The 24,184-nt window shown below is 60.7% G+C and carries 24 protein-coding genes; 9 read left to right on the top strand and 15 right to left on the bottom strand.

What is annotated here, in order from left to right; translation table 11 throughout:
* Positions 1–10: 10 nt before the first annotated feature.
* The gene (gene plsB / locus L0U79_RS01140) at positions 11–2,674 is read left to right on the top strand and encodes a glycerol-3-phosphate 1-O-acyltransferase PlsB (protein ID WP_233840044.1); all 2,664 of its coding nucleotides are present in this window, start codon (positions 11–13) and stop codon (positions 2,672–2,674) included.
* A 57-nt stretch (positions 2,675–2,731) separates the two neighbouring features.
* On the opposite strand, the gene L0U79_RS01145 is transcribed toward plsB, so the two are convergent.
* From L0U79_RS01145 to L0U79_RS01160, 4 genes are read right to left on the bottom strand one after another with little or no spacing between them, the layout of a single operon-like run.
* Positions 2,732–3,661, bottom strand: coding sequence for a c-type cytochrome (locus L0U79_RS01145; RefSeq protein ID WP_233840045.1), 930 nt, complete (start codon positions 3,659–3,661; stop codon positions 2,732–2,734).
* Positions 3,658–4,320: a c-type cytochrome gene (locus L0U79_RS01150; RefSeq protein ID WP_233840046.1), complete on the bottom strand. Its 663-nt coding sequence runs from the start codon at positions 4,318–4,320 to the stop codon at positions 3,658–3,660. Before L0U79_RS01150 ends, L0U79_RS01145 begins: the two co-directional genes overlap by 4 nt.
* Entirely contained in the window at positions 4,317–5,267 is a 951-nt protein-coding gene (locus tag L0U79_RS01155) for a substrate-binding domain-containing protein (RefSeq protein WP_233840047.1), read from the bottom strand. Before L0U79_RS01155 ends, L0U79_RS01150 begins: the two co-directional genes overlap by 4 nt.
* 15 nt (positions 5,268–5,282) lie before the next feature.
* Complete coding sequence (locus tag L0U79_RS01160; RefSeq protein WP_233840048.1) at positions 5,283–5,822, bottom strand: DsrE family protein; 540 nt, start codon at positions 5,820–5,822, stop codon at positions 5,283–5,285.
* Between the two features lie 138 nt (positions 5,823–5,960).
* Between L0U79_RS01160 and ubiE the strand changes: the two genes are divergently transcribed.
* Entirely contained in the window at positions 5,961–6,710 is a 750-nt protein-coding gene (gene ubiE, locus L0U79_RS01165) for a bifunctional demethylmenaquinone methyltransferase/2-methoxy-6-polyprenyl-1,4-benzoquinol methylase UbiE (RefSeq protein WP_233840049.1), read from the top strand.
* Positions 6,711–6,733: 23 nt separating this feature from the next.
* Here the strand turns inward: ubiE and L0U79_RS01170 are convergent, their stop codons facing one another.
* Positions 6,734–7,423 (bottom strand): glutathione S-transferase family protein, encoded by a 690-nt coding sequence (locus L0U79_RS01170; RefSeq protein WP_233840050.1) that lies wholly within the window; start codon positions 7,421–7,423, stop codon positions 6,734–6,736.
* 34 nt (positions 7,424–7,457) lie between these two features.
* On the bottom strand, positions 7,458–8,381 hold the full coding sequence (locus L0U79_RS01175; protein WP_233840051.1) for a DMT family transporter: 924 nt from the start codon (positions 8,379–8,381) through the stop codon (positions 7,458–7,460).
* Positions 8,382–8,499: 118 nt separating this feature from the next.
* Between L0U79_RS01175 and L0U79_RS01180 the strand changes: the two genes are divergently transcribed.
* Positions 8,500–9,000, top strand: a complete 501-nt coding sequence (locus tag L0U79_RS01180; protein ID WP_233840052.1) for an Lrp/AsnC family transcriptional regulator — start codon at positions 8,500–8,502, stop codon at positions 8,998–9,000.
* Positions 9,001–9,041: 41 nt separating this feature from the next.
* Here the strand turns inward: L0U79_RS01180 and L0U79_RS01185 are convergent, their stop codons facing one another.
* Positions 9,042–10,871 carry a DUF3300 domain-containing protein gene (locus L0U79_RS01185; protein ID WP_233840053.1) on the bottom strand — a complete coding sequence of 610 codons (1,830 nt, stop codon included), beginning with the start codon at positions 10,869–10,871 and terminating at the stop codon, positions 9,042–9,044.
* Positions 10,872–11,095: 224 nt separating this feature from the next.
* On the opposite strand from L0U79_RS01185, the gene pip reads away from it, so the two are divergent.
* The 4 genes from pip to L0U79_RS01205 all read left to right on the top strand — a co-directional run bounded on the left by pip (position 11,096) and on the right by L0U79_RS01205 (position 15,766).
* Positions 11,096–12,046: a prolyl aminopeptidase gene (pip, locus tag L0U79_RS01190; RefSeq protein WP_233840054.1), complete on the top strand. Its 951-nt coding sequence runs from the start codon at positions 11,096–11,098 to the stop codon at positions 12,044–12,046.
* A 78-nt stretch (positions 12,047–12,124) separates the two neighbouring features.
* Positions 12,125–12,766, top strand: coding sequence for a glutathione S-transferase family protein (locus tag L0U79_RS01195; protein WP_233840055.1), 642 nt, complete (start codon positions 12,125–12,127; stop codon positions 12,764–12,766).
* A 77-nt stretch (positions 12,767–12,843) separates the two neighbouring features.
* Positions 12,844–14,700 carry a M1 family metallopeptidase gene (locus L0U79_RS01200; protein WP_233840111.1) on the top strand — a complete coding sequence of 619 codons (1,857 nt, stop codon included), beginning with the start codon at positions 12,844–12,846 and terminating at the stop codon, positions 14,698–14,700.
* A 76-nt stretch (positions 14,701–14,776) separates the two neighbouring features.
* Positions 14,777–15,766, top strand: coding sequence for an alpha/beta fold hydrolase (locus tag L0U79_RS01205; protein WP_233840056.1), 990 nt, complete (start codon positions 14,777–14,779; stop codon positions 15,764–15,766).
* 32 nt (positions 15,767–15,798) lie between these two features.
* On the opposite strand, the gene treF is transcribed toward L0U79_RS01205, so the two are convergent.
* The 7 genes from treF to ttcA form a co-directional block, all read right to left on the bottom strand.
* On the bottom strand, positions 15,799–17,394 hold the full coding sequence (gene treF, locus L0U79_RS01210; protein WP_233840057.1) for an alpha,alpha-trehalase TreF: 1,596 nt from the start codon (positions 17,392–17,394) through the stop codon (positions 15,799–15,801).
* Between the two features lie 110 nt (positions 17,395–17,504).
* Positions 17,505–18,083, bottom strand: coding sequence for an isoprenylcysteine carboxylmethyltransferase family protein (locus L0U79_RS01215; protein WP_233840058.1), 579 nt, complete (start codon positions 18,081–18,083; stop codon positions 17,505–17,507).
* A gap of 27 nt (positions 18,084–18,110) precedes the next feature.
* On the bottom strand, positions 18,111–18,413 hold the full coding sequence (locus L0U79_RS01220; protein WP_233840059.1) for a YciI family protein: 303 nt from the start codon (positions 18,411–18,413) through the stop codon (positions 18,111–18,113).
* A gap of 36 nt (positions 18,414–18,449) precedes the next feature.
* Positions 18,450–19,217 (bottom strand): SprT family zinc-dependent metalloprotease, encoded by a 768-nt coding sequence (locus L0U79_RS01225; RefSeq protein ID WP_233840060.1) that lies wholly within the window; start codon positions 19,215–19,217, stop codon positions 18,450–18,452.
* Positions 19,218–19,400: 183 nt separating this feature from the next.
* Complete coding sequence (locus L0U79_RS01230; RefSeq protein ID WP_233840061.1) at positions 19,401–20,312, bottom strand: recombination-associated protein RdgC; 912 nt, start codon at positions 20,310–20,312, stop codon at positions 19,401–19,403.
* Positions 20,313–20,425: 113 nt separating this feature from the next.
* Complete coding sequence (locus tag L0U79_RS01235; RefSeq protein ID WP_233840062.1) at positions 20,426–21,625, bottom strand: amino acid aminotransferase; 1,200 nt, start codon at positions 21,623–21,625, stop codon at positions 20,426–20,428.
* 54 nt (positions 21,626–21,679) lie between these two features.
* On the bottom strand, positions 21,680–22,564 hold the full coding sequence (gene ttcA, locus L0U79_RS01240) for a tRNA 2-thiocytidine(32) synthetase TtcA (protein WP_233840063.1): 885 nt from the start codon (positions 22,562–22,564) through the stop codon (positions 21,680–21,682).
* A 106-nt stretch (positions 22,565–22,670) separates the two neighbouring features.
* On the opposite strand from ttcA, the gene L0U79_RS01245 reads away from it, so the two are divergent.
* Complete coding sequence (locus L0U79_RS01245) at positions 22,671–22,877, top strand: DUF465 domain-containing protein (RefSeq protein WP_233840064.1); 207 nt, start codon at positions 22,671–22,673, stop codon at positions 22,875–22,877.
* Positions 22,877–23,485 carry a GNAT family N-acetyltransferase gene (locus L0U79_RS01250; protein WP_233840065.1) on the top strand — a complete coding sequence of 203 codons (609 nt, stop codon included), beginning with the start codon at positions 22,877–22,879 and terminating at the stop codon, positions 23,483–23,485. Before L0U79_RS01245 ends, L0U79_RS01250 begins: the two co-directional genes overlap by 1 nt.
* Before the next feature lie 26 nt (positions 23,486–23,511).
* Here the strand turns inward: L0U79_RS01250 and L0U79_RS01255 are convergent, their stop codons facing one another.
* The gene (locus L0U79_RS01255) at positions 23,512–24,000 is read right to left on the bottom strand and encodes a MarR family transcriptional regulator (RefSeq protein ID WP_233840066.1); all 489 of its coding nucleotides are present in this window, start codon (positions 23,998–24,000) and stop codon (positions 23,512–23,514) included.
* Positions 24,001–24,184 lie beyond the last annotated feature (184 nt).

Consider the following 24,184-nt stretch of genomic DNA (forward strand, 5'->3'; position numbering starts at 1 on the left):
GCAGATGCCGATGATGACGACCGCGGAACAGACTTACCGCAGCCGCGCCCCCTGGTGGTTCAACCTCGCCGGGCACCTGCTCGAACCCTGGGTACGCATTCGCCGCGATCCAGCGGAGCCGGCTACGCTGCTACAAGGCGATGCACCGGTTTGCTACGTGATCGAACGCGATGGATTTTCCGACGCGTTGATCCTGGATCGCGCCTGTCGCGAAGCCGGCCTGCCCAGCCCGATGCAACCGTTGCCGCATACGCGGCGGCGTCGTTCGGTGTTTGCGTTGGCGCGTCGCGATGGCTGGATTTTCGGACGCAGTCGCCAGCGCTCGCCGAACGAACCGCTGGGCCAATTGGTGCGTTCGCTGGAAGGCTTTCCCGAACGCGATATTCAGATCGTGCCGGTTTCCATTTACGTCGGTCGCGCGCCCACGCGCGAATCCGGCTGGTTCAGCGTGCTGTTTTCGGAAAACTGGGTGGTGGTCGGCCGCTTCCGCCGCATGTTGGCGTTTCTGCTCAACGGGCGCGACACGGTGGTGCATTTTTCCGCGCCGGTGTCCTTGCGCGCCGCGTTGAATGAACAAGCCGAAGTTCGCCCCGAACGCTTCGCGCGCAAAATGGCGCGCGTATTGCGCACGCACTTCCGCCGCATTCGCGCGGCGGTGATCGGCCCCGATCTTTCGCACCGTCGCACCGTCGTCGACGCGGTGCTCAACGCCGAACCGGTGCGCTCCGCCATCACGTCCACCGCGGCGAAGGAAAACATCAGTTACGCCAAAGCGTGGCAACGCGCGCATAAGATGATGATGGAAATCGCCGCCGATTATTCGCACCCGGTGGTGCGTTCGGCATCATTCCTGCTGCGCAATTTCTGGAACAAGTTGTACGACGGCATCACCATGCATCACTTCGACAAGGCGCGCGCCGCAGCGCCCGGTTACGAAGTGGTGTACGTGCCGAGCCATCGCAGTCATGCGGACTATCTGCTGATGTCGTATCAGCTGCATGCCTCCGGCGTGGTGGTGCCGCATATCGCGGCCGGCGTGAATCTCAATTTGCCGGTAATCGGGCCCTTCCTTCGTCGTGGCGGCGCGTTCTTCCTGCGTCGCAGTTTCAAGGGCAACGCGCTGTATTCAGTGGTGTTCAACGAATACGTGGCGCAGTTGATCGATCGCGGCGTGCCGATGGAATACTTTATCGAAGGCGGTCGTTCGCGCACCGGTCGTTTGCTCGCGCCGCGTGCCGGCATGTTGGTGATGACCGTGCGCGCGTTTCTTCGTGCGCCACGCCGTCCCGTGCTCTTTCAGCCGGTCTACATCGGTTACGAAAAGCTGATGGAAGGCAAAAGTTACATCGGCGAACTGTCCGGCAAACCCAAAGAAAAAGAATCGCTGATCGGCCTGATTCGCGGACTTGGCGTTTTGCGTCAGCGTTACGGCCACGTCGCGCTCAATTTCGGCGAGCCGATCGAATTGACGCCCATGCTCGACGCCGCCAGCACGAACTGGCGCGACACCACCACCGATCCCAACGCCAAGCCGGAATGGCTCGGGTCCGTGGTCGATCAACTCGCCGAAAAGATTCAGATCAACATCAATCGCGCCGCGGACGTTAACCCGATCAACCTGCTCGCATTGGCGCTGCTGTCAACACCCAAACATGCGATGGCGGAAAGCGACCTGCTAGCGCAGCTCGATCTGCTCAAGGCGCTGCTGGAAGAGCTTCCCTACTCCGACCGCATGACGCTCACGCCGATGGCGCCCGACGCCATCATTCAATACGGCGAGCAGATGGGTTGGATCACCCGCGTACGTCATCCGCTCGGCGACGTGCTGACGGTGGAAGGCGAACCCGCTGTGTTGCTGAGCTACTTCCGCAACAACGTGCTGCATCTCACCGCGACCGCCGCGTGGGTGGCGTGCTGCTTCCTCAACAATCGCCGCATGTCGCGCGCGTCGGTGCAGCGACTTGGGCGCATCATCTATCCCTTTATCCAAGGCGAGTTGTTCCTGCCCTGGGACGCCGACGGTTTCGGCGTGCAGCTTCAGGCCACCATCGACTTCTTCGTGCGTCGTGGCTTGCTGGAGACCACCGGCGACGGTCGCGTACTTGAACGCGGCCCTGGACAGGACGACGCCGCTTATCAATTGAAGATCATCGCGCGCAGCCTGATCCAGGCGTTCGAGCGCTACTACATCGCCATCGCCGCGTTGGTGAAAAACGGCCCGCACACCATCACCGCCAGCGAGCTGGAAAACGTCTGTACGCTTACTGCGCAACGCCTGAGCTTGCTCAGCGAACCGCTGGCGCCGGAGTTTTTCGACAAGGCGCTGTTCCGCGGCTTTATTCAAAAGCTGCGCGAACGCCGTGTGGTGTGGACCGACGCGAACGGCAAGCTCGATTACGACGCGGCGCTCGAAGGCATGGTGCGCGACGCACGCGTGATTCTCGCGCGCGAAATGCGTCATGCGATTTTGAAGATCACCGGCAGCGAAGGCGAGAAGGAACCGACGCGCGCGCCGCCTGTGCCAGAACCAGAACCCGAGCCACCGTCATTGACGCTGACGCCGCCGCCGGGACCCCCCGAATCGATGAACACCAGCGAAGAGCTGCACGAGCGGCATGTGATTGCGGAGCATCGGGAGCATGAACATGCTCCGCCGGATCACGAGAACGATTGACGGCGTTCGACGCGGCCCTTGAGGCGCGTCGAACGCGATCGATAAATCAACGCATCGTTACTGCTTGGAACTTCCTTGCCCTAACATCGTTCCGTTGACCGCCACGCCATACAGCGAATCCGGCGTATCGTGAAACGCGCTGCGCGTTTCCGAAATGGAACCGTTGAAGCGCGGGTCCTGCGGTCGTTCGTGCGCATCCATGAAATACGCGACGTCCCACGCGTCCTGATCGGTGAGCGTGTTGCCACGACCCAGCGGCATATTGGCTTTGATAAAACCGGCCGCGTTGTTGATCTGTTCCATGCCCGCGCCCCAATTGAAGGACTGCGGACCCCATAGCGGCGGAAACACCGTGCGATCGGCGACCTGCTGACCTTGACCGTTGTTGCCGTGGCACAGCGCGCAATCGCGTTTGAACACCGCCTCGCCACGCGCGTAGTCAGGCGCCATCGCCGGCTTCGACAACTTGGGATAACCGCGTCCGGGCAACGACGTGCCGGTCGGCGCGCCCTTCGCCATCCAATACGAGTACGTTTCCAACGCCACCAACACAGGATCGCCAAGCGGCGGCGCCTTACCGTTCATGCTGTACTGAAAGCAACCCTGCAAGCGTTCTTCAAACGTGTTGACGTGGTGATTCTTGGCGCGATACGCGGGATACATCGGATACGCGCTCCAAAGCGGTGCGGAATGCGCCAGTCGGCCCGCATCGAGATGGCAGTTTTCGCAACTGAGTTGATTGCCGACATACGCTTTGGCGTAACGGCCTGGGTCGATAAAGATTTGCCGACCTAATGCGATCTGCTTGCCGAATTCGTCGCTCGGCATGGACGATTCCGACGGCGGCTCGAATCGACTCGCGCTTTTCGCTGACGACGACGCGGGAGCCGGCGTCTTCGATACGGGCGCAGCTGCCTGCTGCGCAGGCTGATGACACGCCGCCAGCGAAAGCGATGCGCCAACCATGATCCATTGCAACGGCTTCATGGCTTGAGCTCCTTCGCTACGGCGGAAGGTTGCGACGCATACCATGCGCTGATCGCAGCAATGTCGGCATCACTCAATTTTCCGGTTACGCTTTGCATCAATTGCAGCGGATCGTTATGCCGCGCACCCTGCTGCCACGCATGCAGCGAATTGCCTAAATAGACCGAAGATTGTCCGGCCAATGGCGGGAAGTGATCGCCTACGCCGATGCCGCCCGGGCCATGACATTGCTCGCAGGCAGGCAAGCCCGTCGACCAGCGTCCGCGCTCAGCCAGCGATTGACCTAATTGAGCCGTTGTGCCCGAAGGCGCCGGAGCAGGCGTGGCATTCGGTACCGCGAGTTTGCTGTAGTACAGCGCGAGCGCATCGCGCTCGGCATCGCTCAATGCGCTCGCCACGGGTTGCATCGTGGCGTTGTTGCGCGAGCCGTTGGCGAAATCTTCCAGCTGCTTGCGCAGATAGGCTTGCGGCAACCCTGCCAGACGCGGAAAACCTGCCGCTGCTTGGCCACCGCCATCTATGCCGTGGCACGCCATGCACGGCGCAACGCCGTGTCCGTTGCCTTGATGCGCGATGGTGGCGCCATCTGGCGTGTCCGCCATGACGCTTTTCACGCACAGCGCGCAAATCAACAACGTGACGACGAAATACTTATTCATGGCTTTGGCGGCTGAAAACCGTATTTGCGATAAATCGCCTGCGCGTCGGCAGACGCCATAAACGCGAGAAAATCTTTCGACGCCTGCGCATGCGGCGCGTCTTTCATCCGCGCAACCGTGTAGGTCGCCGTGACATTTTGATCGGCCGGAATCGCAATCGTCTCCACCGGGCGATGCAAAACCTGTTGCTGAAAATACGCTTCGGTCGACCACACCGGCGCCGCATCCGATTCGCCTTGCAACACGCGCAGCGGCGATTCGCGGTGATGGATGCGCGTGAGATACGTGCTGCCATCCTTCACCTTGGTTTGCATGATCGTGCTATCCAGCGCATCGCCGCCCGCTTTGCGATAGCTCGCTTCGATTTGCTTGGCGATGCCCTCCCACTGCGGATTGGGCATGCTGACGCGCACATCGGCGCGACCAAGATCCTTCAAGCCTTCGACATGCTTGGGATTGCCCTTCGCCACCATGATCGCCAGCGGATTGAGCGCATAGTCCACGGTATCGGCAAACCATGCGTGCTGCTTTTGCAATTCCGCGATGGAACTTTTGCCATTGGTGAAAATATCCGGCTTCAAGGCAATGCGCAGATTGCCCATCACCAGCGAGCCGGTTTCGATCTGCTTGGCGAGAATGCCGGGTGGCAACGTTTCCACGTAAATGCGCTGATATTGGGGATAGCGTTGCTTGAACGCTTCCACCAAATCGTGCACCACCATAAATTGATTGCCGGCGAAAAACACCGTGAGCTGCGGATCGACAATATCGCCGTGCAAATCGGCGATCGCATCGAACGGCGGCACCGCGAAGGAAACGCCGCCAGTCGGCGGCGGATTCCAGGGCGGCAGATAATCCGTTTGCGTCGCCTGCGCGACACCGCACGCGGCAACCAGCACCGTTGCCAGCAACGCGTGTTGCCGACGCCGTTTCCAACCTAGCGACATGATCGACTCCCTCGATTACAACGGCAGCAGGGCATAACCCTGCAATTCCAGCTCGCTGATCGTGGTCAGCGCGGACAAGCTCAGTGTCACGTCTTTCGACGCCCATTCGTTGGGATAGTGATGTTCGGCCATCGCCTGTCCGCACACGGCCACGTCCACACCGGTTTTGCGCAATTGCGCAATCACTGGGAGATTGGGATTGGCGACGCCGAATTGCGCTTTGTAATGCTCATCGTCGAGCACTAGCGGCGTCGCGGGCCCGTAAGCCACCGCGACGAACTTCAGATGATCGAGCGGCACGCCGGCGCCCGCATAAATATTGACGGTGCGCGCCACGCGTTCCAGTGCCGGATTCACCTGATCGGGCTTGTCGCTGTTCTTGGTCAACGAGAAAACGATTTTGTAAGTCGCGGACGGACTGGGCTGATATGCCGCCTGCGGCAAGGGATGGTAGTTGCCTGCGGCGGTAATGACTTGCGTCGATGCCGCTTGCGCGGCCATCGCGGTGCAGCCAAGCAGACTGATCGCACAGCACAACAGAGTCGAACGTTTCATCCTTGCATCTCCTCGTGGCAATGTCCGCAAGGCTACGCCGGCCGGGTCCATCAGGCCACTTTGTGTTGCGTATATGACAAATAAGATCGCCTTATCCGTAAAATCGATCGGCGCGCGCCCATCCTGTACCATGGGCGGATGAGCGATCAGCCCACTACCCATTTCGGCTTCCGCGACGTTCCGGTCGAGGACAAGCAAAAGCTGGTCGGCCAGGTATTTACCTCGGTCGCCGGCAATTACGACCTGATGAACGACCTGATGTCGTTCGGCATCCATCGGCTGTGGAAGCGCCATTTCGTGGCCACCAGCGGCATTCGCCCCGGCGATCGCGTGCTGGATCTGGCCGGCGGCACGGGCGATATCGCCGCGCTATTGAAGCCGGTGGTCGGCGAAAACGGCGATGTGGTGGTCGGCGATATCAACGCCGCCATGCTCACCGTGGGCCGCGACCGGCTTACCGATCGCGGTGTGGTATCCGGCCTGCGCTGGACGCAGTTGAACGCCGAGGCCCTACCCTTTCCCGATAACAGCTTCGATGCGGTGACGATGGCGTTCGGCCTGCGCAACGTCACCGACAAAGACAAAGCGCTCGCCGATATCTGCCGTGTGCTGAAGCCGGGCGGTCGCGCCTTGGTGCTCGAGTTTTCCAAGGTAAAGAACGAGCTCTTCAGCAAGCTCTACGATTTCCACTCGTTCCAGGTGTTGCCCAAGCTCGGTCGACTCTTCGCCGGCGATGCGGACAGCTATCAGTATCTTGCCGAATCGATCCGCAAGCATCCCGATCAGGACACGCTCAAGAGCATGATGGAACGCGCAGGTTTCGGTCGCGTGGAAGTGCGCAACTTGAGCCAGGGCATCGTGGCGATTCATCGCGCTTACAAGCTCTGATGTAACGCGTGAATCTGCGCGCGTTACGACGCGCGCAGATCTTCCAGTAAGTCGCCTTCGCGCAGCGTCTCTTCTTCGTGATCGGGATCGCGCCAGGTTTCCTTCAACCCGGCCTCGTACCAGCGCTGCATGGACGGTAGCGCAAGCATGCGCTGCACGTAGGCTTGGCCCGGCGCGTCCATCTTCAGTCCGTAGCTTTGAATACGGAACACGACCGGCGCGTAAAACGCGTCGACGGCGGTAAACGTAGCGCCTGCGAGATAAGGCCCGCCGAAACGCGTCAGCCCTTCGCTCCACAATTCGTTCAAGCGCGCGACATCGCTCGCCAAAGCGTCCGGCATCGCGTGGCGACGCAATCGAATGCCGCAATTCATCGGACAGTTGGAACGCAGCGCGGTGAATCCCGAATGCATCTCCGCCGCCGCACTGCGCGCCCAGGCGCGCGCGCGCGCGTCGGCCGGCCATACGGCGGGATGGCTTTCTGCGACGTACTCTGCAATCGCCAAGGAATCCCACACTGCGATATCGCCGTCGTGCAAGCAAGGCACTTTGCCGGTCGGCGAGAACGCTCGGAACGCCGTCCAACTCGACGATGTGCCTGATGTAAACGGCGTCAGTTTTTCTTCAAACGGAATACCCAGTTCGCTCAACAACACCCATGGCCGCAACGACCATGACGAATAATTTTTATTGGCGATGTAAAGCGTATACATGGATTCCCCTTCTCGATGACGTAAAGGATCGAACTCAACACTGCTTCGCGGTGGCCGAGTCGTTCGGCATCGACGGAGCCGGCGCGCGCCGCTTCGCATTCGCCAGGGCCACGCCACCCACCGTAATCGCGCCGCCGACCAAGGTCAGCAAGCCGGGCCGTTCGCCCAACCACACCCAACCGATCAATACCGCAATCGGCGGCGAAAAATAGATAAAGCTGGAAACCTGCGAGGCCGACGCGCGATGCAAAGCCGCGTTCCATGCCAGATAACCCACAAACGTCGGCGCAATGCCCAACCACAGCAATGCGGCGATATGCGACCACGGTGCGGTCGCCAGCGCGTGTGGCAAGCCCAGACCAAACGGCAACGCACCCAAGGTGCCGGCGAAGAAACCGAAGGCGGTCACACCGATCATGTTGTTGCGGACGAACAGCGGCTTCTGGCCGACAAAGAACACCGCCGAGCTCAGCACGCTCACCAACACCAGCGCCGCCATCGGCTGAAACGTCACTTGCTTGCCGCTCGCCAACACCACCAGCACCACGCCGATCAACGCCACGAACAAGCCTGCAATCATGCGCGGGCTGAGACGCTCGCCAATCCACACCGCGGAAAGCGCCGCGGTCGCGGCCGGCACCAGGGAAATAAGAATCGCGGCCGTGCCGCTGGCGATGCGCGTTTCCGCGACGTTGAGGCAGAGGTGATAGACGGTCAAACCGAATACGCCAAGTACGGCCAGCTGCGGCCAGTCGCGACGCTGTGGCATCGCCACGCGTTTGGCCGCCAACAGCGCGGCGAAACACAGCGAACCAATCGCCAGTCGCGCGAGCGCCACTTCGCCCGGGGTAAACGAAGCCAGCGCATACGCAATCGCCGCATACGCGGACGACCAGGTCACCAATGCAATGGCGATGTAAATCAAAGCGCGCCCGTCTAGGCGCTCATGGCTGTCCATGGGTGAAATCCGCGGGGTAGGAACAGGTAAATCCTAGTCTTGCGCTGCCGATGGAGGAATAATGGAACCGTATTCCTATCCGTTGTTTCACCGTCGAACGAAGTATCAAAGGCCGTATATGACCTACGAATCGAAACCCGATTGGGACACCAAGGATTGGCAACTGTTGGAAGCCCTGCAACAGGATGCGCGCCTTGGGTACGCCGAACTGGGCCGCAAGGTGCGATTGTCTGCGCCCGCCGTTGCCGAACGCGTCAAGCGATTGGAGGAAGCCGGCGCCATCGTCGGCTATCGCGCGGTGGTCGATCCCAAACGCGTCGGCTTCGGTATCGAAGCGATGGTCCGCCTGCGTTGCGATGGCGGCATTTGCGCGCGCATCGGCAAGATTGTTGCGGACATACCCGAAGTGCTCGATTGCCGACGCCTCGCCGGCGAAGACTCGGCCCTGCTGCGCGTGGTGGCGATGTCGATCACGCATCTGGAAGCCGTGCTCGATCGTCTGCTGAAGATTCACTCCAGCATCAGCACCACCACGCTGATCGTGTTGCAAACCCCGCACGCCAACCGATCGATCTCGCGCGCCATGTGGGATGCGGCTCGCCAGCTATCGCAAGACTGATACACGCTCCCTGCAGAACAGGGAGCGCGTTGGTCGAAAGGCTAGTTGTGTGTGTCGTCTTTTTTCTGCGGCTGATGCGGGTTGTTGTTTTGATGTTGCGGCTGCGCCGGATGCGCCTGTTGTTGCGGCTGCGGCGCAGGAGGCGGCGGTGGCGCATGTTGCACAGGTGCGGCCGGACGCTCAGCGGGGGCAGGTTGCGGACGTGGCTGCGGCGCTGGTGCTGGTGCTGGCGCCGGATGAAATACAGGTTGCGGGCGTGCCTGTGGAGCCGGCGCTGGTGCCGGCGTTGGATGAAATGCAGGTTGCGCTTGCGGCGCTGGCGCAGGCGCTGGATGAAATACAGGTTGCGGACGCGCTTGCGGAGCCGGAGCCGGCGCTGGATGAAACGCGGACTGCTGCGCTGGCGCGGGACGCGCTTCGGGTTGCGGGCGCGGTTGCGCAGGTCGAATCACAGGCGGCTGCGGCAAGATATGCGACGGCGCAGCGGGACCGGGAGCGGGCTGGTGGAACTCCGCGACGTGCGGCGCGAGGTTTGAACGCGGAGCGGGCGCCGGTTGCGCAGCGCCTGGGCGTGGCGCCTGTGCATGCGGCGCCGCAATCGGTTGCGTAGGTGCTTGTGGATGCGCTGCCGGCGCCGCTGGACGATTCGCAACCGGCGGATAACCCGCACGTCCGAAGTTCGGCATGCTCATCGGCGCTGCGGTCGTAGGATGATTGTTGGTCGGGTTGTTCGCGACCGCATTGTTCGGGACGGCGCGATTGTTGTTCGTCACGTTGTTGGTAGTGCGATTGTTGTTGACGTAACTGTTGTTGACCGTGCTGTTATTGACGTAACGATTGTTGGTAACGGTGTTGTTGACGACATTGTTGGTGTAACGGTTGATCACCGTCGTCGAACGCGACACATAGGTCTGGTTGTTGTACACCACAGCTGGCCGGCGCCAGCCACCCTCGCCGCCACCATCTTGGCCACGGTTTCCGCCACCCCAATTCATACCCCACGAATGCCAGTCGCCACTGCGGTCGCGATCGCGATCGTGGTGTTCGATCAGCGCACCGACCACGATGGCCGCACCGAACGCGACCGCGCCGACCATTGCAACTTGGCCCGCGCTGTACGACGGCTGTTGATACTGATAATCGGGATACGCCGGCACTTCTTCGCCGTAAACCGTTTGCGGGTCGTACGACGGCACGTAGACCTCGTCGGGCTGCGACGGCTGGATCTCGAAAACCTGACCAGGCTGCGGCACCACAGAGGGGCCGGAATACGTCGGCTGCGCTTCACCGTTATCGGCATAGCCGGTTTGCTGGCTTTCCTGCGGCTGCTCTACCGGCTGCATGGTGACGCTCTGCTGCGCCGAGCTGCGCAAATTGCCGCTCGCCGATGCGCGTTGCCGCATCACTTGGATGGCGTTGAGCACATCGGTCGGATCGTTGGCATACGCCTGGCCGAGCGCGGTCGTCCACGGGATGTTTTGCGCCATCTGACTCAGCACGGCCGGAAACTGCGTAAGTCCTTTGACGCTCGGATCCCAATTTTGCGGCTGCATGGCGGCCTGCAGCAGATCGCCTTTGAGATTCGGATTCTGCGTGACCAGGTTTTCCGCCGCGGTAATCTGATCGGGATACGTGGAACCAGCCAACACTTGCGCGACCAGCTTGTCGGGAAACAACGCGATAGGCGCCACCATCTGGTAGAGCTGGTCCGCCGTTGGCGGCGTATACGCGGGTTGCTGCGGCGCTGTGCTCGCCGCCGCCGGCGCATTGGCTTGGTTTTGCGCCGGCTGTTGATTGCATCCGGCCACGATCAACATGCCTGCGCACATGGCAGCTACGATGGCCACACTCAGCGAATTTCGTTTGCCCACGGCATCACTCCTCGAGCGATATCTGCCACGGGAAAACGAAACATTTTCCCGGATTACGCCACGGACATTCCGTGGCGTTCGAGCCGAGTATGCACACGCTTCTTCGACATTTGGGCAAATGCGCGATAAACGAAAATCGCATTAGGCCGGCGTTTGGCAAACCGGTAAGCTTTGTTTCATAAGTGCGCCAACTATGGCGTCAATTGCTAAGGACGCGTTATTCCATGCATACGATGTATCCCGAAATCGAACCGTATCGCACGCATCGTATCGCCGTGGACGACCGGCATACGCTTTATGTCGAAGAGTGCGGCAATCCGGACGGGCTGCCGGTTGTGTTTTTGCATGGCGGTCCTGGCGCGGGTTTATCGCCGTATCACCGGCGCTTTTTCGATCCGGCACGTTATCGCATCGTCTTGTTCGACCAGCGCGGCGCAGGGCAATCCACGCCCTTCGCCGATCTCACCGACAACACGACCTGGCATCTGGTCGCGGATATCGAAGCGATCCGCGAGCAACTGCAAATCGAACGTTGGGGCGTGTTCGGCGGCTCATGGGGTTCCACGTTGGCGCTGGCGTATGCGCAAACGCACCCCGAGCGGGTGCTCGGCTTGGTGTTGCGCGGCATTTTTCTTTGTCGCCCGGAGGAAGTCCGCTGGTACTACGAAGAAGGTGGCGCGTCGTGGATCTTGCCGGAGAAATGGCAGCGGTACGCCGAAGCGATTCCGCCCGAAGAACGCACCAACATGCTCGACGCGTACTGGAAACGCCTGACCAGCGACGACGAAAACGTCCGACTGCAAGCGGCTACAGCCTGGGGCGCGTGGGAAGGCGGCGGCATCACGCTGGAAGAAAGTCCCGAAACGGAAGCGAGTTTCGCCGCGCCGGAAGTGGCGGTGAGCCTTGCCCGCATCGAGGCGCACTATTTCCGTAACGGCGCCTTTTTGAAACACGATCAATTGCTGCACGGCGTGGAAAAGTTGCGCCGTATTCCCACCGTTATCGTGCACGGGCGTTACGACATTATCTGTCCCGTGAAAAATGCATGCGACCTCGCTGCCGTATGGCCGGAAGCGGAGTTCCATATTGTGCTGGCCGGCCACGCGGCATCGGAGCCGGCCATCGTCGATGTGCTTGTGCAAGCGACAGACAAGCTTGCCGATCGCTACGTCTAGCGTCGCGCAAAGAACGGATATCGGCCCATGCACGGCTTCTGAGATAGTCAGCCGACACACATGAAAAGGTGACGCTCGATGCTCACGCTGTTCGACTACCCCGCTTCCGAAAACGCCTGGAAAGTTCGCCAACTACTGCATCATCTCAAGCGGCCTTATCACACCGTGAACGTCAGCATCTTCGAGGGCGAAGGTCGTACCGCGGCGTATTTGCGCATTAGCCCGACGGGCACGGTGCCGGCGATCCAGCTTGACGATGGGCGCTCGCTGTCCGAGTCGAATGCGATTTTGTTTTTTCTGGCCACGGATACGCCGTATCTGCCCGCTGACGCCTTCGGCCGCGCGAAGGTGCAGCAGTGGCTGAGTTTCGAACAGGAGCGTGTGGAGTCGGTGATCGGTTCGCTGCGTTACTGGACGCTTACCGGAAAGCTGGAGCGCCGCCCGCCGGCTTTAGTTGAGATGAAGCGCGCCGCGGGCGAACGAACGCTGCAGATTCTCGACCGCGAACTGGCTCAACGCCCCTTTCTCACCGATCACGGCTATAGCGTGGCCGACATCTCCCTTTTTGCGTACACCAGCCACGCGGAAGAAGCAGGCTTTTCGCTGGCGCCGCATCCGCATGTTCGTGCGTGGATCGATCGCGTGAAATCGCAACCGGGCTTCCTGGCCACGATGCACCCGTATTCCGACGACCCGCACAGCAGCGGCGAATTGCCGTGACCTAACGTTCGTCACGGGCCAGGAACGAGGAGGGAGTGGCATACTCGCTGCTCCCGATTTTCTTTGGAAGCCGCATGATGTCCCCGCTTCGAACCCTGGCCCTTGGCGCCCTGCTGCTGCCGGTGGCGGCCTATGCCGACGATCCCTATTCCTACGCCCAGCCCGACGAGGTGCGCGTCACCCATCTCGACCTGAAGCTGGCGATCGATTTTCCGCAGCGCAAGCTGGACGGTCAGGCGACGTTGACGCTGAACTGGAAGGATCCCAAGGCCAGCATGCTGGTGCTGGACACGCGCGACCTCACCATCACGCGTGTCGATGCGGTCGATGCGCAGGGCAAAACATCGCCGCTGACGTTTGCGCTCGCGCCACGCGATAAGCAACTCGGCAGCAAACTCACCATCCAGGCGCCGCAACATCCGCAGGAAGTGCGCATTGTGTACGCCACCTCGCCCAACGCATCGGGCCTGCAATGGTTGCCGCCCGCGCAAACGGCGGACAAGAAGCAGCCTTTCATGTTCTCGCAATCCGAATCTATCCACGCGCGCTCGTGGGTGCCACTGCAGGATTCACCCGCGATTCGCTTCACGTACACGGCCGATGTCACGGCGCCCAAGGACACGCGTGTCGCGATGAGCGCGCCGAACGATTCGTCGCATGCGTTGAATGGTCACTTCAACTTCGACCAGGCGCATCCGATTCCGTCGTACTTGCTCGCGATCGCTGCAGGCGATCTTGCCGCGAAAGACACGGGACCACGCTCGGCGGTGTACGCGGAGCCTTCGGTGGTCGGCAAAGCCGCGCATGAATTTGAAGATACGGAAAAGATGATACGCACCACGGAATCGTTGTACGGCCCGTATCGTTGGGGCCGTTACGACATCTTGGTGTTGCCGCCGAGTTTCCCGTACGGCGGCATGGAAAATCCGAATATGACGTTCGCCACGCCGACCGTGCTGGTGGGCGACAAGAGTTTGGTTTCGTTGGTTGCGCATGAGCTGGCGCACTCGTGGTCGGGCAATCTGATTACGGCGGCATCGTGGCGCGACATCTGGCTCAACGAAGGCATCACCACATACGTGCAAGGCCGCATTACCGAGGCGTTGTACGGCAAGCGCCAAGCCGACGAAGAAGCCTTGCTCGATATCCATACCGTGCAAAAGGAAATCGCCACACTGCCGTTGAATTCGCAGCGGCTTGCTCCGGTGCCCGGCAAGGTGGATGCGGACGACTCGCTGTCAGATGTCGCATACAACAAAGGTTCGTGGTTTCTGCGCACGCTGGAACAACGCTACGGTCGCGAGAACTTCGACAACTATCTGAAGGGCTATTTCAGCCACTTCGCGTTCCAGAGCATTACCACCGAACAGATGCTCGATTATTTGAAGCCCAATCTGATCGACAAATACCCCGGCAAAATGAGCTGGAACGAAGTGAAGGAATGGGTCTACGGCGCCGGCCTTCCCAAGAACGCGCCAATTCCCGACTCGCCGCGCTTCGACGCCATCGACAAGGAACGCACAGCGTTTCTCGGCGGCACGCTGACGGCCGCCAAGCTCGATGCGAAGAGTTGGAACACACAGGAATGGATGTACTTCCTCGACGGCATGCCGGAAGCGCCGTCGCTCGCCAAGATGCAGGAACTGGATGCAACGTGGCATCTCACCGGTACGCCCAACGCCGAAATCGGCATGCGTTGGTACGTGCATGCGATTGCCGCGGGCGACAAGGCCACCTGGCCTGCCGCAGCGGAACATATGACGCGTATCGGCCGCCTGTACCTCACCATGCCGGTCTATCGCGCGCTAAGCAAAACGCCGGAAGGCCTGGCCTTTGCCGAACAGGTGTACAGCAAGGCGAAGGACGGCTATCACCCGCTCACGCAACAGGCGGTCGAAGCCTTGTTTGCGAAGGCCAAAGGCACCAAATCCTGATCCGACGTTCTGGACCTTCGCTATCCCGGCCACGCCGGGATAGCGAACATCCCCTTGGTTATTGCGAGACACCTCAATGAGCACTCCCGCTAACGCGAATGCGCGCCCCCTTTGGCAACGGCTGCTGATACGCCGACTTAAATTTCTCGGCATGCTTGCCGCGTTGCTGATCGTGCTCGGCGGCGGCACTTATCTCTTTGCGCCGCAGTGGCTGATGAAAGCCAACACCTGGCGCGAGGCGATGAACGCCCAGCTGTCGAAGCGCTCGGTGCAAGCGGGCGATACGCGCTGGGTGTATTACGAAGGCGGCCAAGGTCCGACTATCGTACTGCTGCACGGTTTTGCGGCGCGCAAGGAAGTGTGGCTGAAAGTGGCGCCGCTGCTCACCGCGCATTTCCATGTTGTGATTCCCGATCTACCCGGCTGGGGCGAGTCGTCGCGCGTCGCCGGCGCCAGCTACAACATCGACAACCAGGCGGATCGGTTGAACGATTTCGTCCAGACGCTTCATTTGCAGCACGCACTTATTGTCGGCCACTCCATGGGCGGCGCGATCGCCGGCGTGTATGCCGCGGAGCATCCTCAGGATGTCGCCGAGCTGGCGCTCGTCGATTCGTTTGGCCTCAAGTTCAAGGAAAACGACTTCGCCAAGGAAGCGATGAGCGGCAAAGATCCGTTCGTTTTCAACGACCGCGCCGGCTTCTACCAAGCCAATGCGCTGGCCTTCGAACACGTGCCGAAACTGCCCGGGCGCCTGGTCGACGTATTCGTCGAAGACAATGTCAACAATCGCGCGTTCATCGATCATACGTTCAACGAGCTGCGCGAAAACTCGCAGGTACTGTCGCTGCAGAACCAACTCGACAAGCTCACCATGCCGGTGCTCGGCATGTGGTGCCGCGACGACAAGATCATCGATATTTCGGCACTCGAAAGTTTGCGCGGCGGCCTAACGCATTCACCTTCGATCAGCACCAGCGTGCTTAACGGATGCAATCACATGCCGCAGATGGAGAAGCCGCAGGCGTTCGTGCAGGTATTGACGAGCTTCGCGCTGGCGCATTGATGGCGCGTTAGCAACATGCGTGTACGGCATCCTCACGCATCGGATGCCGCGCACGCACGATTTGCATGATGATCGGGTTTTTCATGCAGCAATCGACGCGTGACGCCATTGGTCCATCCGAAGCCGTCCTGCAGCGGATATTCGCCGCCGCCACCGCCGACGGCTTGACCGGTCGATCCGACTAGCGCGTATTTCTCCACCAGCTTGCTTTCCCGCTTGTACAAGCCGCTGACGGTATGAAGCCAGCGATGCGCAATGTCGTCGGCTAAATCGTCCAGTGCGTATTGGCGCAGGCCGTGAATCGCCAGCCATTGCAAGGGCGCCCAACCGTTTGGCTTGTCCCACTGCTCGCCTGTTTCGACTTCGCTGGCGACCAGGCCCCCTTTGGCCAGCAGTCGTTTGCGCAATGACTCGGCGACGCGTTCCGCTTGCGTCTGGCTCGCGAGCCCTACATAAAGCGGCGTGCAGGTTGCTGCATTAAGTGCTTCGCGTGACGCATGACGTTGCCAGTCGTAGTCGAGATAGACACCAACGACATCGTCCCAAAGCAAACGGTTGATCGCTTGGCGTCGCGCTTCCGCGCGCTTGGCGAATGCCTCCGCTTGTTTTCGTTGACCGTCTGCGCGACTGAGTTCGGCGATTTGTTGTTCCAGCTTGTAGACGAATGCGTTGAGATCCACTGGCAAGATGGCGGTGGTGCGAATCGTTTCGAGCTTGCCGTTGTCGCACCAGCGCGAACTGAAGTCCCAACCGGACGCGGCGCCGGCGCGCAGATCGCGATACACCTGTGAGTGCTGGCGCGGCGAGCGCTGGGCGGTTTCGACATCTTCGGCGTGCGATTCTTCGCGCGGCGTTTCGCGGGTGTCCCAATAACGGTTGAGCAAGGTACCGTCGTCCAATCGTACGCAATGGCAGTACGCATCCCCTGGGCGAAGCTCCTCCGCGCCAGCCATCCAGAAGCTGTGCTCTTTAACGAGTTGCGGCAAATATTCAATCGCCTCGCGAACGCCGTGCTCTTCAAAGAGCTCCACCATCAAGGCGAACATGGGCGGTTGCGAGCGACTCAGGTAGTACGTCCGGTTGCCATTGGGCACGTGTCCGTACGCGTCGATGAGATAGGCGAAATTGTTCGCCATATCGTGTAACAAATCGGTACGCCCACTCTCACGCAAGCCGAGCATGGTGAAATACGAATCCCAGTAATAAAGCTCGCCAAAGCGACCGCCCGGCACGACATAACGATTCGGCAGCGGAAGCAGAGAGCATTGGGCGGGGTGTTGATGCGGGTGGCGCGTCAGTACGTCCCACAAGCTGTCGATATGATCGCGGAGCGACTGGCCCTCCACCGATACGTAATGGTGCTTGTGAATCTTCGGCGCGTCGAAATGCGCGTCGACAAACGCGGCAAGATCGAAATCGGCTTCGCTTCGCTGTTGCCGATACAACGCGAGGATGCGCTCCGGCTCGCCATGCGGTACGCAGTCGACAAAGGTTTTACTGTCGGGAAACACGCGCGCCAGCTGCACGTCGACAAACAATTCCTGATAGCGATCGGCAGGCGTAAGCGTGTCGGCGGATGCTACGCCGGCAAGCTTTGTGTGCGCGCTTGGAAGGGATGGATTGTTCATGGCCGATATCGTGTCGGAACGACGCCCGCACCTCAAAAAAACTAGGCGTCTTGTCTCAACAAGAGAAACTTACGGTGCAAACCGTGGAATATCGGTGAAGTCCAACATGCCTAGACCACCCACGGCACCAGCGCTTTCACGCGGCGCATGTACGCACGATATTGATCGCCAAAGAGCTCGCACAGCCAACGCTCTTCGAGTCGAAGTTTGCGCCAGAAAGCGAACGCGACGAGAGGCACGCCTAGCAGCGCATGCCATTCGCCATTGCCGAGCACGGTGCCGAAAAACGCCAGCAGCAAACCAGTGTAAATCGGGTGGCGCACCCAAGCGTAAGGGCCGCGTACGATCAATTCGTGATTTTGCTTGAGCTGCACGATGCCGCTCCAGTTACGCCCTAACGTGACACGCGCCCAGCATGTAAAAGCTAAGCCGATTACGGTGAGGCCGAAACCCACCCACACAACCCAAGATTGAGCAGGCACGAAACGCTCGATAAGAAACGTGCCATCCATCCAGTTGAATCGGTACAACAGCAGCACCGCAACGACAAGCGGGATCACATGCCGGCCGAGGCGAGAGCCCGATGATTCGACACGCGCGGCCGGTTTCACCCCCAGCGCGCTGACACACCAGTAGATAAACCAAACCGTCCAGACAACTCGGAATCCATCTTCGAATGACACCGGCATCATTGCCTCCAAGAGTGTTCGCGTGATTTATGCCTGTTGCGGCAGTACTGCGCGCATCGGATGAATGTCGAAACGAAAACCGCGCTCGGCCTTGATGACCGGATCTTCGTTAACCAGCGATTCGGGCGCAGCGTCGTCGGGCAATTGCATGACGAGAATGCCGTATACCGCATGCGGATCCATCACCGGACCGAATACGACGACATAGCCCTGATTCATCCGTTCGCGCCAGTAGTCCGCGTGCGACTTCATCAGCGCCGTTTCTTCCGGCGTGATGTCGGCGGGAAATGTATCGCGAGGTCCGTGCAGCTTGCAGAAGAAATAGCGCATGGCGAGCATCCTTACTGCAACGGTGCAGTTCGACCCTTAATCGGCCACATCGGCGATCAGTCGATCCAACTCCGCCTTCAGCATGGCGCCGTTTTGACGCAGCCAATCACGCTGCTCGCGCCAATCGGGAAAGATCGATTCGACATGCGCCCAGAAGCGCGGCGAGTGGTTGCGCACTTTCAGATGGCACAACTCGTGCGCGAGCACATAACGCAGCGCAGCGGTCGGCGCGAGCGCGAGCGAAAGATCGAGATTAATGCGATCCCGGGTATCCAGGCTGCCCCACAGACTCTTCATGGGACGAATGCGCAATGCCGTCGGTGCTAGACCGAGCTGCGGCACATAACCGGCGAGCCAGCGCGACACGTCGCGGCGAATCTGCGTTTCGAAATACGACGCGAGCAATCCGCGCGCGACCGGTAAAGCGCGACTGTGCGGACGCGGAATTTCCAGCGTAAGACCGCTGTCGTGGGCGACGACGCGCGGATACGCACCTTCGGCCCAATCCAGCGTCGCGATTTCGCCGCGCAACGGGAATTCGATGGGCGACCCCAAACGCAACGGCGGCAGCGGCTCGACGACGAGGTTGAGCTCGTCGAGTTTCCGCTCCAGCCAATCGGCGTTGTGCCGCAAAAATGCGTTGACCTGCGACGGATGCGTGCCCTGCGGATAGGTGATGCGCGCGCCTTTCGTGGACACGGTCAGGCGCAGCCGTCGTGCTCGTGGATGCGAAGCCTTGAGCACACGGATGGTGTTGCCGCTGGGTGTCGCCAACTCCAGCCAGTCGCCGTCGAGATACGCCATGGGGTTCTGCCTTTGGGTACTGCTTCCGGGGCCGAAAGGGGGCTCCGGCTACAGCCAGAATGTGGGGCGCGGGGTCTCCGCGCAAGGGCTTTTTTGCCTCATTGGCGGGAAGCGCGATCTGGCGCGCGTCTCACCTGAGGGTGGGACGCGGAAGGGGGTCCAAAGGCTGTCCGGGGCAAGGACTTATTCGGGCCGAGGCAGCCCGAACCACTCTTCCAGCTTGGCCAGCAGGCGCTCCAATTCCAGGGTCAGGAGGGCGAACCGGGCGTCCATTTCGGCGGCTGCATCCTGTTGGCTGTCGCCCATTTCATCGAGCACCGCGTCGAGAAATTTGAGCTTGCGCACGACCAGATCCTCACCCAGCACGAAGCTGATGCGATCGTCGAACACCAAGCCGAGCTGGAACACTTGCTTGCCGTTGCGCAGATGCTCTTTCACTTCTTCCGCATCGAGATCCTGACGACGGCAACGCGCGATCGCGCCGGTGGCCGTGGCCGGATCGCGCAGTTCGCATTCGTCGCCGAGCACCAGGCCGCCGGGCAAGTTGCCGTGGGCGAGCCAATCGGTCATCAACACGCGCGGACCTTCTTCCGGCGCGAGCGGCACGGCGGGGAAACTGCCGAGCGCTTCGCGTACTTGCGTCAGCGCGTTCTCGGCGCTTTTTCGGCTCGATGTATCGAGCACCAGCCATCCGTTCTTGCGATCGACGTATGCCGACATGCGCGAGCTGCGCACAAAGGCGCGCGGCAGCAGTTCGGTCAGCAAGTCTTCTTTCATGCGCTTGCGTTCGCGACCGCCGATCTTGCGGCCTTCTTCTTCGGCGATCTTTTGCACTTTGCGCTGCAATTCGTCGTTCACGACGGCGGCGGGCAGAAGCTTTTCTTCGCTGCCCACCGTGACCAAGGTGCATGCGTTCACGACGTGCGTCATCGGCGCATCGTCGCCACGGCCGACGGGCGGCACGAAACCGCGCGTACCCATTTCCAGCGGGCCGCACGGGCGCAGACGATGGTCGGCCAGCGCTTCGTCGAGGCGCTTCAGATCATCGGCTACGGAAGGAGAAAAGCGGAACAGCGTGAGATTGCGGAAGAACATGCGGTATCCGATTGCAGCGATACGCCGTGACGACACAAACCAGGACCCAATTCCTTATGCGAGGCACAAGACACTGGGCCCCGGCTTTCGCTGGGGCGACGGTGATGAGAGTTTTAGCGAATGACGGCCGAGACCGCAGCAACCACGGTATCGAGGTTGTTGCGATTGAGCGCCGCCACACAAATGCGCCCCGTACCGATGGCGTAGATCGCATGCTCTTCGCGCAAACGGTCGACTTGCGCCTTGCTCAGACCCGAGTACGAGAACATGCCGGCTTGCTTCTGGATAAAGCCGAATTGCGGCGCGCCGCTTGCAGCGAGCTTTTCCACCATGCCGGCACGCATCGCGTGAATGCGCTCGCGCATTTCGGTAAGTTCCTTCTCCCACAACGCGCGCAATTCGACGCTATTGAGCACGCCGGCCACCAACGCGCCGCCGTGCGTCGACGGACTCGAGTAGATAGAGCGAATGATGCGTTTGACCAGCGACTGCACGCGCAGCGCTTCATCGCGCGACGCGGCGACGATCGACAATGCGCCGACGCGCTCGCCGTACAACGAGAACGACTTCGAATACGAATTGGCGACCACGAACGATTCGATGCCCGACTCGGCGAACAGACGTACGGCCGCGGCATCTTCGTCGATGCCTTTGTCGAAGCCTTGATATGCCATGTCGATAAACGGCAACAAGCCGCGATCTTTCACCACGGCGACGACTTGCTTCCACTGCTCGACGGAGAGATCCACGCCCGTCGGGTTGTGGCAGCACGCGTGCAACAGCACGATCGTGCCCGGCTCCAGCTTGTTGAGATCGGCCAGCATGCCGGGGAAATTCACGCCGTGCGTGGACGGATCGTAGTAGGCGTATTCGATCACGTCGAAACCGGCGGCATTGAACACCACGCGATGGTTTTCCCAGCTCGGGCTGCTGATCGCCACCTTCGCATTCGGCAGCGCTTTCTTAAGCAGTTCCGCGCCGACGCGCAGCGCACCGCTGCCGCCGACGGTCTGCGACGTCGCCACGCGACCGGCCGCCAGCAACGGCGAATCGGGGCCGAACACCAGCTTCTGCGTCGCCTGCGTGTAAGCCGGCAGGCCGTCGATAGGCAGATAACCGCGCGGCAGGGACTGTTTGGCCAGCGACTCTTCCACCTCGCGCACCGCGCGCAACACGGGAATACGTCCGCTTTCGTCGTAATAGATGCCCACGCCGAGATTGACTTTGCCCGGACGCGTATCGGCCACGTAGGCTTCGGTGAGGCCCAGGATGGGATCGCCTGGGGTCATTTCAACGGATGCAAAATGGGACACGGTTCTACTCGATTGAAGAGGGGGACTATGGACGTCTAAACGTCCGCCTAAAATTTATGAATGGCTTTCGCCATCGGGCCCTGCCAGCCAGCCGTGGACATCCGCGCGCTTGGCGCCGTCGCGCGAACCCAGCGATGCGAAGTCGAACAGCTGCCGATCCGTCAATTGCGAGGGCGCCACGTTGCTCAGCGCGCGAAACATGATTTCGCTGCGGCCAGGATATTGACGCTCCCAATCTTGCACCATGCGACTGACGGCCTTGCGTTGCAAATTTTCCTGCGAACCGCAGAGGTTACAGGGAATGATCGGAAACTGCCTGTGCTCGGCGTATTCGGCGATGTCGTCTTCTTTGCAGTACGCCAGCGGCCGGATCACCACGTGCCGCCCGTCGTCCGAGCGCAGCTTGGGCGGCATCGCCTTCAAACTGCCCTGGTAGAACATGTTTAGGAAAAACGTGTTCAAGATATCGTCGCGATGATGCCCCAGCGCGATCTTGGTGACGCCGTTGTCGGCCGCCCACTGATACAACGCACCGCGCCGCAGCCGCGAGCACAGGCTGCACATCGTTTTGCCTTCCGGAATCACGCGCGTCACCGTGCTATAGGTGTCCTGCTCGATGATATGGAACGGCACGCCACGCTCGGTCAGATAGTTCGGCAGCACATGTTCGGGAAATCCGGGCTGCTTCTGATCGAGATTCACCGCGACCAACTCGAAACGCACTGGCGCCCTGGCCTGCAGCGACAACAGCACGTCCAGCATGGTGTACGAGTCTTTGCCGCCGGAGAGGCACACCATCACCTTGTCGCCGTCCTCGATCATATTGAAGTCGGCGATGGCCTGGCCCACCTGATGACGCAAACGCTTGGCCAGCTTGGCGGCCTCATAGGCGCGCTTGCGGGCGATATCGGGCGGAGTGACCTCGGGATGGGCGGACATGGGCGGGCATGGCGGACGACAGGCAAGCGCATAGTGTACCCGCCCCGCCGGCTGCGGTCCGGCGCGCTACAATTGGTTTTCTATCGCCGCCCTTCGCGCCATCGCCATGCAGGCTCAGGATCCCGCCAAGATCGCTCATCTACTGGCCGAATTGCGCCAGGAACATCGCGACCTGGATACCGCCATTCAGCAGCTGTCGGCCTCGATCGGCCAGGACGAGCTGCAAATTACCCGCATGAAAAAGCGCAAGCTGCTGTTGAAAGACGCCATCGCGCGATTGGAAAGCAAGCTGATCCCCGACCTGGACGCCTGATGTCGACCCTTGCCCCCGCTACGCTTCAGGACGAGCACGTCCTGCTCGAACCCCTCGGCCTGCATCACGCGCCCGACCTGGAAGCGGCCGCCGCCGATGGCGAACTATGGGATTTGTGGTTCACCAGCGCGCCGGCGCCGGGCGAGGCCAAGGGTTATATCGAAAAGGCGCTCAAAGGCCTTGCCGATAACGCAATGCTGCCCTTCGCCGTAAGAGAGAAAACCAGCGGCGACATCGTGGGCACCACGCGCTTCTACGAATTCGTGCCGGAACTACCGCGCGTCGCGATCGGCTATACGTGGTACGCGAAGCGATGGCAGAAGAGTCATCTCAACACGGCATGCAAGCGCCTTCTGCTCAAACACGCCTTCGAAACGCTGAACTGCGTGGCGGTCGAATTTCATACGGATCGGCGCAATCTCGATTCGCAACGCGCCATCGAGCGCCTGGGCGCCAACAAAGATGGCGTCTTGCGCGCACACAAGCGCCGTCCGGACGGCACGCTGCGCGACACGGTGTATTACTCGATCATCGATAGCGAATGGCCCGATGTGCAGCGCTGGCTGGATATGCGGCTGACGCGACTGAGCGGCCAGGGACGTCCGTAACGCGCCGCCGGGCCAATAGGTCGGCGTCAATCGGGCTCGCGAAATAGTTTTTTGAGCGACTGCGCTACCGCAACGATTTCGCCTTCTTCGAACTGCCGCCCTGCATGCGCGAGCATCCCGCCCATCACGGGCAGGCATTGCTCAAGCGCCTTCTTCCCTTCGTCCGTGAGCGCGAACAGACCCATACGCCGATTCGCCGGCCCCACGATGCGTCGGATCATTTGTTTGGCGGCAAGCTGTCGGACACTACGGTTTACATCGGCCGGTTTGCTACCCAGCAACCTCGACAATGTACTTATCGGCAACGCGCCCTCGCCGTCGGTATAGAGCGACGAAAGCACGAGGTATTCGTCGTAAGTGATATTCCAGGCGCGCAGGAACGTGCTGGCATCGCCATTGACCTGATGGCAGATGTGCACGATCAGACGCAACGCCAGCACCCATTCGAACGGTACTTCGGGGTGTCGGCGACACAGAACAGCGGCGTTCTGCTCGACAGCGGACAAGACACTCATTGGAGTTGGGCCCTCTGTAGGGAGGCCGATACGCCAGTTTCCCGCTGAAAGAGACGCGGCGTTAGTCACGCAATGACTCTTCTAGATGTAGTCCATCGCCTAGACAACCGACAGCCGCTGTGGTTTTGGTGAGCTTCGATGTCGGGAGTATCGAATTAGTCCTATCTCGTGGAGTGGCGCTGCT

It is taken from the genome of Dyella sp. 2HG41-7, from assembly GCF_021390675.1.
Classification (GTDB): Bacteria; Pseudomonadota; Gammaproteobacteria; order Xanthomonadales; family Rhodanobacteraceae; genus Dyella_B.